Here is a 14,237-nt window from a genome sequence, read left to right as displayed (position 1 = left end):
GTTGTTCGGCCGGCCCCGGGAATTTCGGCGCCGACCGAACAAATCCTCGCGCGGGTCAGATGCGCCGCCTGCCCTCTGCGACGATCCAGCTCAAAGCCGGATCGTCACGCTCCATCCACTCGGGATGCCACTGAACACCCAGGACTGCAGCTCCGGGGAGCTCGACCGCTTCAACCACGCCGTCGGCCGCTCGGCCTGTGACTACCAGGCCGGTGCCGCAGCTATCGACCGCTTGGTGGTGCCACGAATTGGTCACAGCGCCTGCTCCGAACAGCCGCTCTGCGATGGAGCCGGGCTCGAATGTCACCTTGTGGTCGTCAGCACCGTCGGCAGGCGCCCGCGAACCCGACAGATGCTGAACGGAACTGGACGGCAGGTGGGCGATGAGAGTGCCGCCCAAAGCAACGTTCAGGATCTGCAGGCCCCGGCATACCCCCAGGATCGGGATACCCCTGGCCAGCGCAGCACGCACCAAGGCGATTTCGTACTGATCCCTGTCGGGATCGTGGACGGTTGGATCATCTCGCGGATCCACATCGCGGACCACGGACAGGTCGCCACCCCAGCAGGCCGGATGAACATCCTGTCCTCCGGTGATGACCACGGCCGCCAGCCAGTGGCAGAGTGCCTCAGGATCGGCGTCGTAGGGCAGGTTCACCGGAATCCCACCAGCTTTGGCGATCCGGTCCGAGAAGTCGGTCATGAAGGCATCAGCGAACAGATGGCCGTAGCGCTTATCCATTCCGTCGACCAGCCCCAAACGGAACCGACGGCCGGTGATGCCGATCATCGGGCGGATGGCGTCTGGCATGGATTTCCCTGCGCTCAAGGGAGTTCGAAGTAGCGCGCCGACTCCCATTCGGAAAGCTCTGCGAATGGATCGCCACCTGCCGTATGGAACTGCATCCACTCCCACCGCCGCGTACCTACCCAGTAGTCGACGAACTCGTCCCCGAGTTGTTCGCGCAGAATCGGGTCCGCTTCAAGAGCAGTGGCCGCCTTGGTGACGGTATCCGGCAAACGCTCGAGGTCCGGTACGCACCACGCCATATCCGTGACCGGCTCGGGCGGCTCGATCGCGGCGTCGAGGCCGGCAATCACGCCAGCGAGAATGGCCGCAACCGCCAGATACAGGTTCGCATCGGCTCCGGGCACACGGTATTCCAGCCGCGAGTACGCCGGATGCCCGCATACGGCACGAACAGCGGTGGTCTTGTTGCTGATGCCCCAGGTCACCGTCGTCGGCGGACCGCTCAGGTCCACCAGTCGGCGGTACGAGGTGATCTGCGGGAGCATGATCGACGTCGCGCCCCGCATCGTCGCGAGGAGTCCACCGATAGCATGCCGCATCGTAGGCGAGGGCCCCTCTTCGGCGTAAAAGGCGTTGACGCCGCCGCGCTGCAACGACAGGTTGACGTGCGAGGCCTGGCCGTACCCCGCCGTCGGCTTGGCCATGAAGGTTACTGTGTGACCTAGTTCGAAGGCCACCTCGCGCATCACCTGCCGGGTACGGGCCCAATCGTCGCAGACCGAGAGGGGTTCACCGGGAGCCAGGTTGAGCTCGACTTGGCCAGCCGCGTCCTCGTCACTCCACGCCTCCCACTCGATACCGATCTCGTCGAGGCGACGGGCTACTGCCGACATGTAGTCAACCCAGTCCTTCGATTTCGCCAGGTGGTACGCGGTTCCGGCCGAACCGCCCAGCGGAGTGAGGTCGCGGTATCCCTTGATGCGGGCCTCGTGGATGGACTCTTGGAAAAGTGTCGCCTCTATCTCTACCGCCACAGTGGCCTTGAAGCCTCGACTATCGAGCCGATCGATCAGCTTGCGGGCCAGGTTACGAGGACATATCCCCACCGGTGTGCCGTCCACTTGCCAGAAATCACCGATAACGGACTGCAGACCGGGCTCCCACTGCACCAGCGTCGCCATATCGGGGCGAAACTGCACATCGGCCAGGTGCCCACGCCACCCCGGATAGGCGAAACCGAATGTCGGGGCATTGCCCAGGTCGAGGCCGAAAAGGAGATCAGCGAACGCGAACCCCGTACCTGCGTTCGTCGTGAACTTCTTGGGCGAAAGGTTCTTTCCGAGGAATGAGCCCTCGTGATTGGTGGCCTCAAGCCGGACTGTATGGACGTCGTCACGGGTATTTGGATTGGTAATAATTTCAGACATCGTAACGGACCTTCCAGGATGCTCCGACCATAACTGACAGCTGGGAGAGCGTGCCGCGCACGCCGATCAGACCCGTGGACAGGGCGGCGATCAGATCATCGGCGCCCGAGAAGATGCCGGCCAGCCCATCCGGGGAGCCGGCGATGACATACTGCGTGTCGCCCTCGCCGACCACCAGCTCGGACAGCCCATCGAGCCCATCCGAGACCGCGACGAGTACGTCCGGGATCCCCGGTATCAATCGTGTGGCGGCCCAGAACTCCTCGGCGGCAACCCGCCAGTCAGGCAGCGGCGGTGACAACAGTTCAAATGCGGTGGCGGTTAAGTGATGTTGACCTTCAACTACTGGCCCGCCAACCCGGGCGAACCGCCCATTCAGGTCTACGACCAGCGTTACATCGGGCTCGACGAATACACCGCTCGATACTGCTATGACCCCGTTGGAGATGCTGATTGTCGCGGCCTGGGGGGTGTCATGGGAGCGGACCGCAATGGTGCCTTCCACCCCCTCCACGAGGGAAGCTTCCCGGCTGGCGCGGATGGAATCGGTGATCGTGCGGCCGATCAGCCGGACGATCGGACTCGCGTCCTCCTCGATCCGAACGCAGACCCCGCCGACCACGTCGGCCTCGCGTCTAGCGTGGCCGATTGTCGTTTCGGTCATCCTTCTGTCCTTTCGATTCAACGAGATCGACGCACGGCACAGCGTCAACGGCCGATCCCAGTGGAACATGAATTATGTAGTCAAATGACTTGATCATGTGACTATGATGATGAGGTACAGATCACTTCTTTGTCAATGACTGCGAGGTAACCGAGATGAACGACACCCCTCCCGCATGGTGGAACCTGCTCGACGACGAAGCGAAGTCCGCGGCCCGGATGATGAACCATGTTCTGCCGAAACCCATCCGTGAATTGGGGGCGAAGCAGGCCCGCGCGCTCCTGAACACGAGCCCCTGCACTGCGCCGATGACGCCGCTTGACCATGTTGGACAACTGAATGTCCCGACCCGGGCAGGCGCGATCCGGGCACGCCTATACCGGCCCGAGGGCGCTACAGATAGTCCAAGGCCCGCCTTGGTCTATCTGCATGGCGGAGGTTTCGTTCTTGGAACCATCGAGGGAGCAGACGAGCTGTGCCGCGCGATCGCCGTCGGATCCGGGTGGACGGTCGTGTCCCTCGACTATCGGCTCGCTCCGGAAAGTCCGTACCCCGCGGCACTGCAAGACTGCCTCGACGCCTACGCATGGCTGACCCTGACAGCAACGGTGCTCGGGATCGACCCCACACGAATCGCAGTCGGCGGAGACTCTGCTGGTGGCAATCTGGCAGCCGCCCTCTGCCTCCATCGACGCGACGAGGGCAGCCCGCTGCCAGTGGCGCAAGTGCTCGCCTACCCCGCCGTCGACGGGACGTTCGACACTCCATCCTGGACGGAATTTGCCGATGCACCGCTGCTAAGCACCGCGGACGCGCGCTGGCTTTGGAGTCAGTACGTCGGCCCAGGACACCGGGCGGACGACCATCTTGCGGCACCCATGCGTGCCGCATCGCTGCGCGGCCTTCCCCCGGCCATGATCCTGACTGCGGAGGTCGACCCGATCCGAGGTGACGCCGAGGCGTATGCGGCACGTCTGCGGCGCGAGGGCGTCCCCGCCTCGCTGATCAGGTATCGCGGGGTTTTCCACGGCTTCCTCACGGAGACCGGCGCTTTCGCCCAGGCGAGGCGGGCCATCGAGGAGATCTGCCTGCACCTCCGCGGTCTCCAGCGGTGACAGCTCCGGACCCTCTGTTTTGTTCGAACTTGGGCCGCGCCATTGAACTCTGTAGGAATTTCCCATCAACTTGAGGAGCAACAGTGGACCTGCATTTGCAACCAGATTGGCAACGTGCCGTCGGGCAGCGCGTAGAAATCTGGAAGGACGGAAAATTTGTCCGTAAAGGAACTGTCGAAGCCGTCATGCCTGACGACTCCCTATTATGGGTTTCATCGGAAGGAGCTTCTTCACGACGGATTTTTCTTAGATCCGATGGATACCGCGTATTCACGCATTTCCTTCCGGAATAACCCGGGATGCTTCCTAAACCTTCCTGATGAACAATTTGGGTCTGAGCAGCTAACGCGCCAGCAGGGTCTCCTCCTCCAAGTAGCCGAGCTTGTCAGGGTTTCGCATGGCGAAGATCCTTGCGATCCTGCCGTCCTCCACCACCAGGCTGATGAGTGACGGACCACCTGCTTCGTCGTCGATCCGGATGCCGAGGCTGCCGTTGAGCCAGAGGAGAGCGATTCTCGGGTTGAGCGCTGCCTGCGGGAAGGACCGCAGCAGATTTGTCACCTTCTTCGCGCCATATACCGGCACCCGAACCGCTTGGGCGAGGCCGCCGCCGTCGGCGATGAGTACGACGTCGGGGGCAAGCACGTCCATCAAGCCCTGCACGTCCCCGGTGGTGACCGCCGCAAGGAACCGTTCGACGACTTCCTGCTGCTCGGTGCGGTCCACGCGCATGCGGGGGCGGCGGGCGGCGACATGAGAGCGCGCTCGGCTGACGAGCTGGCGCACGGCTGCCGCTGACTTGCCCACGGCCTCGGCAATCTCCTCGTAGGGCACGTCGAAAACCTCGCGCAAGACGAAGGCGGCCCGCTCCACAGGGGTGAGCGATTCGAGAACCGTGAGCATGGCGATCGAGACGCTTTCGGCCAGTTCCACGTCCTCGGCTACATCCGGCACGGTGAGCAGGGGCTCGGGCAGCCATTCCCCGATGTAATCCTCCCGCCGTCGTGACAGCGTGCGGAGGCGGTTGAGCGCCTGCCGGGTGACGGTGCGAACGAGGTAGGCCCGCGGGTCGCGGACGCCCTCGCGGACGTCGCGGCCCAGTTCGGCCCACCGGAGCCAGGCCTCCTGCACTACGTCCTCCGCATCCGCGGCGGAGCCGAGTATCTCGTAGGCGACAGTGAAGAACAGGCTGCGGTGGGCGACGAACGGATCCTGCCTGTCAGTGGCGCGGAGGTTGCTCATGCCGCTCAGGCTACTCCGTGGCCGCTGCGCGCTGCGAGCGGCTTCAGTTCACAGGACTCCGCGAAACCCTCGGATTCGATGCCGAGGGCCACGTTGCTGCGGGTCGTGAGGTTGGCGAAGCCGATGACGCTGGTCAGTTCGATCAGCGCTGGCGCGCCCAATTGTCCGAGCAACCGGGCCGACAGTTCGTCGGTCACCGAGACGGGCGTGGCACTCATGGCCTCGGCATACTCCAGGACGTCCCGCTCCAGCGGCGTGAAGACGTCGGACTCGCGCCAGCACGGGATCTGCCGAGCCTTCTCCAGGTCCAGGCCGTGGTTGTGCGCCATGAAGTAGTTGTAGTCCAGGCACCAGGTGCAGCCGATGAACGAGGCCACGGCCATGTGAGCGTAGGACTTCAGCGACTCATCGCAGCTGTTCCACCTCTGCAGCTTCTGCCCGAAGCCCATGGACGCCTTGAGAACGGGCTGGTTGTGCCACATGACGCCCAGCGATTCCGGGACTTTGCCGAACATCTTCGCGCTGAACTTCTTAATGAGTGCGCCGTAGAAACCGGTGATCTCTGCGGCCGGGATCCTGCTGGTCATGACTCCTCCTACGGGTCGGTTCTGGGTCTTACGACATGAAGACACCGCCCGGGCCCGATCTGTGACACGTCGACTTCAGGCGAAGGCGGATTTGCCGGTGACCGCACGTCCGACAATCAGGGAATTGATCTCGTATGTCCCCTCGTAGGTGTACAGGATTTCCGCATCCCCCAGCAGTTTGCTCATTTCGTACTCAGTGCTTATGCCATTTCCACCAAGCAGGAACCTGCCCATTGCCACCGAAGCCCTTGCCATGGATTGTGTCGACTGCGCGCTTGGCAGCGCAAATGAAACCTCGGCATGAAGTCCCGGAGTCGTGCCCGCTGGCTAGAGATTCTCCCCCGGACTCCCGCCACGAACAGTCAGCGTGCCCGACAGGTCCACGTCGCTCCCCGATCCCGTGGCGCCGGCCTGTGACAGGAGGGTCGCTCCGAAGGCTGCACTCCAAAACGTCCTGGTTTCCACCGGCATGGGTCGTTGCACTTCCCAGTGCCGTTGCTTCATGAGACGGGCAAGATAGCGCTCAGACTGGCGGAACAGCAGATTCAGATGCTGATCCACCACAGCGGCCAGAGCAGGCCGGGATGTTCCCACTGCCAAGGCGCGCACCACCAACGGCATGGACGGGAGCATCAGTACCGTGCGGGCCATGTTCCTTCGAAATAACTCGGGGCTCCCTGCACTGTGGCCGATCGCCTCAACGCGTTCCGCATCGTGGAGCAATGCCAGGAAAGCTGCGTGGATGAAGAGCGAGTCTTTGGAACCGAAGTAGTAGGTCACCTGGTTGGGAAATACGTCGGCATCGGCAGCGATCGCTGCCACGCTCACCTCACCCGAGGTGTTGGCCAGGTAAAGCTTTACCGCGCTATCCAGGATCCGGCCCCTGGTCGAGTGACCACGAGCTTGGGATGGACCCCCCGGAAGACGTTTCCCCTTGCGTTCTGTGACCATGCAAGAAATTGTACTTCATACAACCATGTGGATATCTTGTATGTCATACAAGAAAAGGAGTTGCCATGAAGGCACGAGATATCGCTGTGACAGGAATAGGCGCCACAACGCCTTTAGGAGGCACCGTGGACACGACCTGGGCCGCCCTCCTTGAGGGCTGTTCAGGCGTGCGGGATGTCGGGCCGGATAAGTTGCAGGGCAGCGGGCTTCCCGTAACCATCGCCGCACCCATGGCTATCGACCCCGCCACCAGACTTGACGCCGTCGAAGCCAAAAGACTGGACCGGGTCCAGCAAGCCGCCCTGATTGCCGCGGCAGAAGCTTGGGCAGATGCCGGTTCGCCCCAGGTTGACGGCACCCGACTGGCTGTGGCAGTAGGAACAGGCGTGGGCGGAATCGGCACGCTCCTCCGGGAGGACGACACCTTGGAAAGCCGCGGCCAGCGACGCGTCTCCCCCAGGGCAGTACCAATGCTCATGGCCAACGGACCCGCAGCGGCTCTCAGCATCCGCTACGGCGCCAAGGCAGGTTCATACACTCCGGTCTCGGCGTGCTCCTCGGGCGCCGAAGCAATTGTCATGGCCGCTAGATTGATCCGTTCCGGCGAAGCTGATGTGGTCATTGCCGGCGGTGCTGAAGCCGCGATAACGCCGTTCACAGTCGCTGCCTTCCTGCAAACGAGAGCGCTCTCAACACTTGCAGCGGATCCCGCCTCTGCGTCGCGTCCCTTTGCCTCAGACCGGGACGGCTTCGTCCTGGGCGAAGGCGCTGGCATTTTGGTGCTGGAAAGTGCCGAGCACGCCACGGCCCGCGGTGCCACTGTCCATGCGGTCCTTCGTGGCGTCGGCATTGCCTCCGATGCTTTCCACATGACGGCACCGGCGGACGACGGCGAAGGCCAGATCACCGCCATCACCAAAGCACTCAACGACGCCGGCATGAGTCCAGCGGAGGTCGGCCACGTCAACGCCCACGCGACGGCCACCACCGTGGGGGACCTGGCGGAAGCAAAAGCCATCAAGGCCATCTTCGGCGACACCATTCCGGTGACTGCACCCAAGGCCTCCCTGGGACATCTCTTCGGGGCCGCCGGCGCAGTCGAAGCCATCATCGCAGTCCGGAGCGTCGCACAGGAGGTCATCCCTCCCACCCGCAATCTTCACCAGGGAAACGTGGACTCCGGGATCGGGCTGGACGTTGTCACCGAACAACGCCGCGGAACGTCTCCGGCAGCGCTCTCCAACTCGTTCGGATTTGGCGGTCAGAATGTCAGCCTGATCTTCAGCAAGGGCTAAAGCTGCACGCGGTTCCTGGTCTGCCGCAAGTCCTCGTCGACGGTTGATCTTGGTGCTGGATGCAGTCACCTGACGTCTACCGCGCGCACACGTCAACGGGTCAAGATTTAAGGACACCGTTGGCTCGGTTGCGCCGGGTGCCTCCCGGGCGACAAGCGGTACCGTTTCAAGAACTAAGGACTAATCATGGACCAGATTACGCTGGGCGATGTGACCATAACCCGGATCTGGGAATACTACGGACCCGTCGACATGACACCACAGGCATTCTTCCCGGAGAGCTCACAGCAGGCATGGGAAGACAACTCCTCATGGTTGGCGCCGCACTTCCTGGACTCCGAGACGCAGATCGTCAATTCAGCGATCCAGACCTGGCTGCTGCGCAGCGGGGGAAAGAACATTCTCATCGACACGGGAGCCGGCAACCACAAGGAGCGGCATTACGCGCCGGTCTGGAGCCACCTCAACACAGATTTCCTGAGTAACCTCGCTCGTGCGGGCGTTCGGGCCGAAGACGTGGACATTGTGGTGAACACACACCTCCACATAGACCACGTCGGGTGGAACACGTACTTGGACGGCCGGACGTTTCCCCAACGCCACCTATCTGATGCCCAAAACCGATTTCGACTTCTGGAACCCCGCCAACGGCTACAAACCGCTGCTCGGTCGGGGAAATCAGAATGTTTTCGAGGACAGCGTCGCGCCCGTACACGAAGCAGGCCTGACGTTGCTGTGGGAGGACTGCTACACGATCGACGAGAACCTGCGCTTGGATTTTGCGCCGGGACACACTCCCGGGTCTTCAGTCCTCACCCTCAACTCCGGTTCTGACCGGGCGGTGTTCGTCGGCGACATGCTGCACAGCCCTGTACAAATCAAGGAACCGGACTCGAACAGCTGTTTCTGCGAGGATCCCGCCGGCGCCAGGGCCACACGCTTCAGACCATTGGCACCACGCTGATGCCAATGACCCCGGCGACGCCGCTGTGTCCAGCTGACGGGCAGGGGGTTATAGGACAAAACGTGTGTATGGGACGAGCTTGCTTTCCAGTGATCGCGCGGAAAATCCGGAGTAGCTAAGCTTTTGATGCTTAGGGTAGCTGGGGTGCTTGCATGTCTCTGGAATGTTTGATTTGTGGCTGCGGGATGGTTCGGAACGGGAAAAACGGGTGCCGGTAAGCACCGTTACCGATGCCTGGAGTGCGGGGTGGGCCGCCCTGGTGAGTCCTGATGTGAGCCGCCGGGCTGAATTGGATGCGTTTCTGGGCTGGCTGCTGGACACGTCGAATCAGTTTTTGGCAGCCTCGTTCGGCGCTGCCCGTTCCTTCCGGCGCCACACAACATGGTGCTGGAACATCGCCCCGAAGATTCCGGTCACGGGCGAGGTCCATGACCAAGTCCAGGTCGATGGCATTTATGTGGGTTCGTGGTGCTGTTTGATCGCTGTGGCCGAAGATTGCGTGCTGGGCTGGCATCGGTCCAATACCGAGAAAGAGGCCGCATGAGCTGGGCTGCTCGCTCGGCTCCCCTCCCCCACCATTGTGGTCACCGGTGGCGGCTCCGGGATCGTGGCATCTAGGAACCCGCCGACCCGATTTTCGAGGGGATGACATAGTAGCGGCTGCGTCCGACCGCTTAATCAGGCCGTGTCGAACGAACCCTTCGAGGAGGTCCAGGAGTTCAGCCCGATTGAGGTTCGCCGAAACTCGTTCTGCATGGGCTCGTCGGAGTTTAGACAATGCTGGCATGCCTTCAAAGGCGGACGCAGCCCCGTCAGTGAGGGTGCTATGCAGGGTGAGTAAATGTCCAACGTCGTGTCGGTTGAGACCGGGTGTGCGCCCGGTGTGGTTTCGGTGGTTCAGTTTAACGAACACCTCTTCGAGCGTTGGCTCAGAGCGGTTCTCAGGGTAGCGACAGCCGCCGCAGACCCATGGGTTCACATGAGAACGGCGCGATTCTGCCAACTTGAAGATCCTGCTACCTTGAACGAACGTCACTCCGCAAATTCCGCAGACGCCAGGAAACTTGACAGAGATGCCGAACCTCTCGACAGAGTCTATTTGCTCATGCTTTTTAGGCGCTGGAGGTCGACAGTGCGACAAGTCCTCCCTATTTGTCATGCGACCAACCGACTCCGCCAGCTGCAAGAAACTGTTCTGACCTGCCGAGGCAATTGCTTAGGTGGAACTCGAACGGGATTTCGGACCCCGAAACACTGGCCTCCACAGGAAACATATGGAGCCGGGGCCCGTCCGACAGCAGCATGAGAGAACCCGGAGCCCAAGGTACAGAAATTAGGCACCTCCTGCTCCCGCATTTCCCACCTCGCGGGCCGGCACGGGCAGGACCCGTCAAGGCGGAGCCGTCTTCGAGTCGCTTTCGTTATGCTATCTGGATTCGTTCATCGCCTAGCTCAACCTCGACACGCAGCCGGCCGCCCAAGGCCTCGACGTACTTTCGCAAAGTGTCGACCTGGGCGCGATCAATGTCACCGTGCTCGATGCGGGACACCCTGTTCTGGCTGACGTGCAGGCGGTCGGCCAGCTCGACCTGTGTCAGGTCAGAGGCCTCGCGGAGCTCCCGAAGCCGGTAGGCCCGTACCTCATCGAGCATGCGCTTCTTGTGGGCATTCACAGCTACCCGGTCAACAGGACGCTTTGCCAGTAGTTCCTCCATGGACTTCGCCATTATGCGCCTCCTTTCAGAATCCTCATATGATAATCGAACAGGTCATCAGCAACCGGAATGTTCGTCTTGTACCACTTGCTCCAGCTGCCCGCTTTGTCCCCAGCGACAAGCAGGATCGCCCGCCGCTCTGGATCAAAGGCAAACAGGATTCGCAGTTCCGAACGCCCGCTGGATCCCGGCCGCAGCTCCTTCATGTTCTTGTGCCGTGAACGAACCACTGTGTCGACCAACGGTCGACCAAGTTGAGGTCCGCGCTCAGCGAGAAGCTCCAATGCGGCAACTATCTGCTCATACGAGTCTTGGTCAAGATCTAACAGCCACGTCTCAACGAGTCCCACGTCAACATTCCACATCGAATCCATGGTACAACTCAGGCGTTCTACAACTCAAGAGCTATATCGTGTGGAGCGTCACTTGCTGGACGTGCACTCAGAGGCGCGGTTCCAGTAAGTGATCCGCCAGTGGCTGTCCATCCCGATCACGGACTGGCCGATCTCATCCAGCAGCTGCGCCTGAGTCAGCAGATCCTCATGCTGTTCCTCCGCCATGGAGTCTCCGGGTTCTCCTTTGAAAACGGCCGCCATCGCACCATCGGTTAGTTGCTGGGTATAAGGTCACGTCGCCTTAAGCGGGAGATCCCCCTGCCGCGGCCTTGCCGGCATTCCCTGTTCGAGGCAGTTCACACCGGCCGCCGGAGGCGGAACCGGCGAGGTTTTCCGGATTCAGACGCAGGAGTAGTCATAGTCGAAGCCACGAGAGACATACTGGGTAAGGGTGACTTTGCCTCCTCCGGTCAGTGGCGCAGCGGCGCACATACGTTTGGCTGACGTCAGCGAACTCGCGCCGGCTAGCCAGCTTCTGGCCGTGTAAAGCGAGCTTGACGGCGGAACTGTGCCCACTATTTGCGACCACTGGCTGGTGGTGGAGTAGATTCCGGTCGTTGCACCGATGTCTGCGAAATAGGCCACCATTCCTTCCAGATCCGCACGGTTGGAAGCCTTGTCGGCGGACCAGCTGTTGCCCGTTTCGACGTCGAGCCACCACATGTATGAGCCCGGAGTGCTCACGCCCCGGATGTTTGCATCGTCATATGCTTTGGCATACCCATACATATACGAGCAGGCCGCCCCAAAAGATCCACTCGTGCACTGCCCGTAGGGGTTGCTCACAGTAGTTCCGCCGTAACTGTTGCTCGTGGGCCACCAGGAGCCGGCCGATCCCGGATTAGCAGTATTTACGTAGAGCGCGACCTTGGGTTGGGCGGTAACGCCAGTCGATGAACCGGCCCAGGACAGCTCGGTCGCGAGGCAGGGATTGGTCGTGTTGGCGGTGCCATTGTTGACGCCAACAATTCCAAAGGTCTGGCCCTTGGGCAGCGCCTTGCCGCACTGCGGCCACGAGACGTCATTGCCTGGGCCGGGGGCTGTTGCGGCCTCCGCAGGGAGGCCGAGGAGCATCAACAGCATGGCTGCAAAGGCGGCCAGCGGATAACGAAACCGGATTAGCATGGGCGTGGTGCAGGTGATGTTCACAGTCGGCCCCATTTCGGCTCTATGCAATCAGGTACCAAGCATGAGACTCCCGCCAGCACACGTCAAGGTAAGGCGGGTTGACTCGCTAGCGTGACGGAAGGAACCTTATTGACAAACTCGTCGATCTCGACATGCTCAGCCGATGATGTCTTGAGCCGCAACGCTCCGGAGGCCATGAATATGGATCGGTTGCTCACGGCATGTCCGCCGCGCCCCAAAGGGCACCGGCGGAGATGATCTGCCCGTCCTTAATGACGGTACGCGTCCTGCTTTCGTCCCAGAGGACCGAGGGTTCGTGGAAGGGATTACCGTCCAGCACCACCAAGTCCGCGCAGGACCCCTGGGCAATGCGTCCAAGGTCACCACGCCGAAGCAAGGCCGCGTTGGTTGATGTTGCCGACCGGAGTGCGCCGTGGACGCCAAGAACTTCACACTGCAGGCGGAGTCCAGCCAATTGCTCATCCTCCAGCTCACCCATGAGGTCTGTTCCAAACCCAATCCGGACCCCGGCATCTCGGGCCAGTGCCACGGCGTTCCTCCCGGCCTCCAGCACTTCCCGATTCTTGGCCGCTCCCACTTTGGTGAGGCCGACTTCTTCTCCACGCCGGTCCATGGCCTCGTAGGTCACCAAGGTGGGGACCAGATAGACGTCGTTGTCGGCCATCAACCGGGCGGTTTCCGCATCCAGCAGGTTGCCGTGTTCGATGCAGCGAACCCCGTTAAGTACTGAATGGCGAATGGCCTCGGGCGAGTAGGCGTGAGCCGTGGCGTAGCTGCCCCGGCGGGAAGCCTCCTCTGTTACGACGCGGACTTCCTCCGCACTGTACTGCGGAACCCGAATCGGATCGACCGGGGAAACGACCCCTCCTGAGGTCATGAGCTTTATGGCGGACGCACCTGTGCGGAATCGATGACGCACGGCCTGCAGCAGGTCATCGACGCCGTCTACCACTTCGCACATGTGCCCGCCATGGAAACATCCTCCGTTGTTCGCGGCCCGGATATCGCCGTGGCCGCCTGTTTGGCTTAGCGCCGGGCCCGTGAAGAAGTAGCGTGGACCGGGGTACAGACCCTCCTCAATGGCGCTGGCAAGGCCAATATCCCCACCGGCAACGTCACGAACCGCAGTGAAGCCGCGGAGCAGTGCAGCCGCGAGGCGCCTTGCGCCGGCAAGTGCGGAATAGCTCAGTGGCCCCGTCTCGTTCCTGGCGGACGTCAGGCTGAGGGCGTAGGCATGAAAATGCGCATCGATAAGTCCTGGAATCACGGTTCGGCCGCCAGCGTCAAGGACGACACCGGTCTCATCCACCTCCCGCCCTATGGCTGTAATCCGGCCGTCCCGGATGCTGATAGAGCCCTCTGTCAGGTCAGGTGATTCGCCGTCGAAGATCAGGGCGTTCCGTACTGTCAGAATTCCGGAAGTGGTCACGTGTTGTTCCCTTCGTATTGCCTTCGCGGGCGGGCCCCCAATGGTGCCCGCCCGCGAAGGAACTAGTTGGCGGTGGTAAGGGCTTCTTCGAGCAGATGGACAGACCGCCTTGCGACGTCCAAGGCTGCGTCCACCGAACTCTGGTCGTAGCTGCCGTCAGGGCCGAGGAAATTCATCGATCCGATAGTCCGGCCGTTGCTCATGACCGGAACGTTGACGATGGCGCCGCAACCCAATGACTCGATGGTTGCCGAATCAAAGAAGAATGCGCGCACCGCTTCCTTATCCCTCCCCAAGAACGGCTGCTGTCCATTGATCACCTGCTCCAGCCACAGCCGGTTCGTGTCCCCCGCAAGGGTCTTCCTCCCGCCCACCGGATAGACATCCGGATGTGTGGTGTAGACGCGGGCCATACTGGCGCCATTATCGGCAATGACGGAGGCGGTAAAGAGCGTTACGCCGACTGCTTCCCGGGCGTGGGCGTACACGTCGTCAAAGGATTCAAACTGAGAACTCATAAAGTCCCTTCTTTCTCTTGATGGGAACCCATCCA

General features: G+C 61.7%; 16 protein-coding genes and 1 pseudogene. 4 read left to right on the top strand and 13 right to left on the bottom strand.

The window, feature by feature from the left end; genetic code table 11:
* Nucleotides 1-55 precede the first annotated feature (55 nt).
* From VUN82_11710 to VUN82_11700, 3 genes are read right to left on the bottom strand one after another with little or no spacing between them, the layout of a single operon-like run.
* Nucleotides 56-811 (bottom strand): gamma-glutamyl-gamma-aminobutyrate hydrolase family protein, encoded by a 756-nt coding sequence (locus VUN82_11710; GenBank protein ID XAS74441.1) that lies wholly within the window; start codon nucleotides 809-811, stop codon nucleotides 56-58.
* Between the two features lie 14 nt (nucleotides 812-825).
* Nucleotides 826-2,178, bottom strand: coding sequence for a hypothetical protein (locus tag VUN82_11705; GenBank protein XAS74440.1), 1,353 nt, complete (start codon nucleotides 2,176-2,178; stop codon nucleotides 826-828).
* The gene (locus tag VUN82_11700) at nucleotides 2,171-2,842 is read right to left on the bottom strand and encodes a hypothetical protein (protein XAS74439.1); all 672 of its coding nucleotides are present in this window, start codon (nucleotides 2,840-2,842) and stop codon (nucleotides 2,171-2,173) included. Before VUN82_11700 ends, VUN82_11705 begins: the two co-directional genes overlap by 8 nt.
* 155 nt (nucleotides 2,843-2,997) lie before the next feature.
* Here VUN82_11700 and VUN82_11695 point away from each other — a divergent pair, with 155 nt between their 5' ends.
* Complete coding sequence (locus VUN82_11695) at nucleotides 2,998-3,957, top strand: alpha/beta hydrolase (protein ID XAS74438.1); 960 nt, start codon at nucleotides 2,998-3,000, stop codon at nucleotides 3,955-3,957.
* Between the two features lie 342 nt (nucleotides 3,958-4,299).
* Here VUN82_11695 and VUN82_11690 read toward each other — a convergent pair whose 3' ends face one another.
* From VUN82_11690 to VUN82_11675, 4 genes and pseudogenes are all read right to left on the bottom strand, one after another.
* Nucleotides 4,300-5,199, bottom strand: a complete 900-nt coding sequence (locus tag VUN82_11690) for an RNA polymerase sigma-70 factor (GenBank protein XAS74437.1) — start codon at nucleotides 5,197-5,199, stop codon at nucleotides 4,300-4,302.
* A gap of 5 nt (nucleotides 5,200-5,204) precedes the next feature.
* On the bottom strand, nucleotides 5,205-5,786 hold the full coding sequence (locus tag VUN82_11685; GenBank protein XAS74436.1) for a carboxymuconolactone decarboxylase family protein: 582 nt from the start codon (nucleotides 5,784-5,786) through the stop codon (nucleotides 5,205-5,207).
* A gap of 75 nt (nucleotides 5,787-5,861) precedes the next feature.
* Nucleotides 5,862-6,041: pseudogene (locus tag VUN82_11680) on the bottom strand (acyl-CoA dehydrogenase family protein).
* A gap of 72 nt (nucleotides 6,042-6,113) precedes the next feature.
* Nucleotides 6,114-6,737, bottom strand: a complete 624-nt coding sequence (locus tag VUN82_11675; protein ID XAS74435.1) for a TetR/AcrR family transcriptional regulator C-terminal domain-containing protein — start codon at nucleotides 6,735-6,737, stop codon at nucleotides 6,114-6,116.
* Nucleotides 6,738-6,802: 65 nt separating this feature from the next.
* Here VUN82_11675 and VUN82_11670 point away from each other — a divergent pair, with 65 nt between their 5' ends.
* From VUN82_11670 to VUN82_11660, 3 genes are all read left to right on the top strand, one after another.
* Complete coding sequence (locus VUN82_11670; GenBank protein XAS74434.1) at nucleotides 6,803-8,032, top strand: beta-ketoacyl-[acyl-carrier-protein] synthase family protein; 1,230 nt, start codon at nucleotides 6,803-6,805, stop codon at nucleotides 8,030-8,032.
* A 610-nt stretch (nucleotides 8,033-8,642) separates the two neighbouring features.
* On the top strand, nucleotides 8,643-8,996 hold the full coding sequence (locus VUN82_11665) for an MBL fold metallo-hydrolase (GenBank protein ID XAS74433.1): 354 nt from the start codon (nucleotides 8,643-8,645) through the stop codon (nucleotides 8,994-8,996).
* A gap of 148 nt (nucleotides 8,997-9,144) precedes the next feature.
* Nucleotides 9,145-9,540, top strand: a complete 396-nt coding sequence (locus tag VUN82_11660) for a hypothetical protein (protein ID XAS74432.1) — start codon at nucleotides 9,145-9,147, stop codon at nucleotides 9,538-9,540.
* An 877-nt stretch (nucleotides 9,541-10,417) separates the two neighbouring features.
* Here VUN82_11660 and VUN82_11655 read toward each other — a convergent pair.
* The 6 genes from VUN82_11655 to VUN82_11630 form a co-directional block, all read right to left on the bottom strand.
* On the bottom strand, nucleotides 10,418-10,723 hold the full coding sequence (locus VUN82_11655; GenBank protein XAS74431.1) for a helix-turn-helix transcriptional regulator: 306 nt from the start codon (nucleotides 10,721-10,723) through the stop codon (nucleotides 10,418-10,420).
* The gene (locus tag VUN82_11650) at nucleotides 10,723-11,061 is read right to left on the bottom strand and encodes a type II toxin-antitoxin system RelE/ParE family toxin (GenBank protein XAS74430.1); all 339 of its coding nucleotides are present in this window, start codon (nucleotides 11,059-11,061) and stop codon (nucleotides 10,723-10,725) included. The genes VUN82_11655 and VUN82_11650 overlap by 1 nt, the downstream gene beginning before the upstream one ends.
* Before the next feature lie 72 nt (nucleotides 11,062-11,133).
* Complete coding sequence (locus VUN82_11645) at nucleotides 11,134-11,271, bottom strand: hypothetical protein (GenBank protein ID XAS74429.1); 138 nt, start codon at nucleotides 11,269-11,271, stop codon at nucleotides 11,134-11,136.
* A 174-nt stretch (nucleotides 11,272-11,445) separates the two neighbouring features.
* Nucleotides 11,446-12,189, bottom strand: a complete 744-nt coding sequence (locus tag VUN82_11640) for a hypothetical protein (GenBank protein ID XAS74671.1) — start codon at nucleotides 12,187-12,189, stop codon at nucleotides 11,446-11,448.
* Nucleotides 12,190-12,448: 259 nt separating this feature from the next.
* Nucleotides 12,449-13,684: an amidohydrolase family protein gene (locus VUN82_11635; GenBank protein XAS74428.1), complete on the bottom strand. Its 1,236-nt coding sequence runs from the start codon at nucleotides 13,682-13,684 to the stop codon at nucleotides 12,449-12,451.
* A gap of 62 nt (nucleotides 13,685-13,746) precedes the next feature.
* Entirely contained in the window at nucleotides 13,747-14,202 is a 456-nt protein-coding gene (locus tag VUN82_11630) for a GAF domain-containing protein (GenBank protein ID XAS74427.1), read from the bottom strand.
* Nucleotides 14,203-14,237 lie beyond the last annotated feature (35 nt).

It is taken from the genome of Micrococcaceae bacterium Sec5.1, assembly GCA_039636795.1.
GTDB lineage: Bacteria > Actinomycetota > Actinomycetes > Actinomycetales > Micrococcaceae > Arthrobacter.
Note: the sequence above shows the minus strand (reverse complement) of the source record. Positions and strands in the feature narration are given on the sequence as shown.

Excerpts from the sequence above, each read along its gene's own strand:
- VUN82_11710 (XAS74441.1), bottom strand. The coding sequence starts at position 811 with ATGCCAGACGCCATCCGCCCGATGATCGGCATCACCGGCCGTCGGTTC.
- VUN82_11705 (XAS74440.1), bottom strand. The coding sequence starts at position 2,178 with ATGTCTGAAATTATTACCAATCCAAATACCCGTGACGACGTCCATACA.
- VUN82_11700 (XAS74439.1), bottom strand. The coding sequence starts at position 2,842 with ATGACCGAAACGACAATCGGCCACGCTAGACGCGAGGCCGACGTGGTC.
- VUN82_11695 (XAS74438.1), top strand. The coding sequence starts at position 2,998 with ATGAACGACACCCCTCCCGCATGGTGGAACCTGCTCGACGACGAAGCG.
- VUN82_11690 (XAS74437.1), bottom strand. The coding sequence starts at position 5,199 with ATGAGCAACCTCCGCGCCACTGACAGGCAGGATCCGTTCGTCGCCCAC.
- VUN82_11685 (XAS74436.1), bottom strand. The coding sequence starts at position 5,786 with ATGACCAGCAGGATCCCGGCCGCAGAGATCACCGGTTTCTACGGCGCA.
- VUN82_11675 (XAS74435.1), bottom strand. The coding sequence starts at position 6,737 with ATGGTCACAGAACGCAAGGGGAAACGTCTTCCGGGGGGTCCATCCCAA.
- VUN82_11670 (XAS74434.1), top strand. The coding sequence starts at position 6,803 with ATGAAGGCACGAGATATCGCTGTGACAGGAATAGGCGCCACAACGCCT.
- VUN82_11665 (XAS74433.1), top strand. The coding sequence starts at position 8,643 with ATGCCCAAAACCGATTTCGACTTCTGGAACCCCGCCAACGGCTACAAA.
- VUN82_11655 (XAS74431.1), bottom strand. The coding sequence starts at position 10,723 with ATGGCGAAGTCCATGGAGGAACTACTGGCAAAGCGTCCTGTTGACCGG.
- VUN82_11645 (XAS74429.1), bottom strand. The coding sequence starts at position 11,271 with ATGGCGGAGGAACAGCATGAGGATCTGCTGACTCAGGCGCAGCTGCTG.
- VUN82_11640 (XAS74671.1), bottom strand. The coding sequence starts at position 12,189 with ATGCTGTTGATGCTCCTCGGCCTCCCTGCGGAGGCCGCAACAGCCCCC.
- VUN82_11630 (XAS74427.1), bottom strand. The coding sequence starts at position 14,202 with ATGAGTTCTCAGTTTGAATCCTTTGACGACGTGTACGCCCACGCCCGG.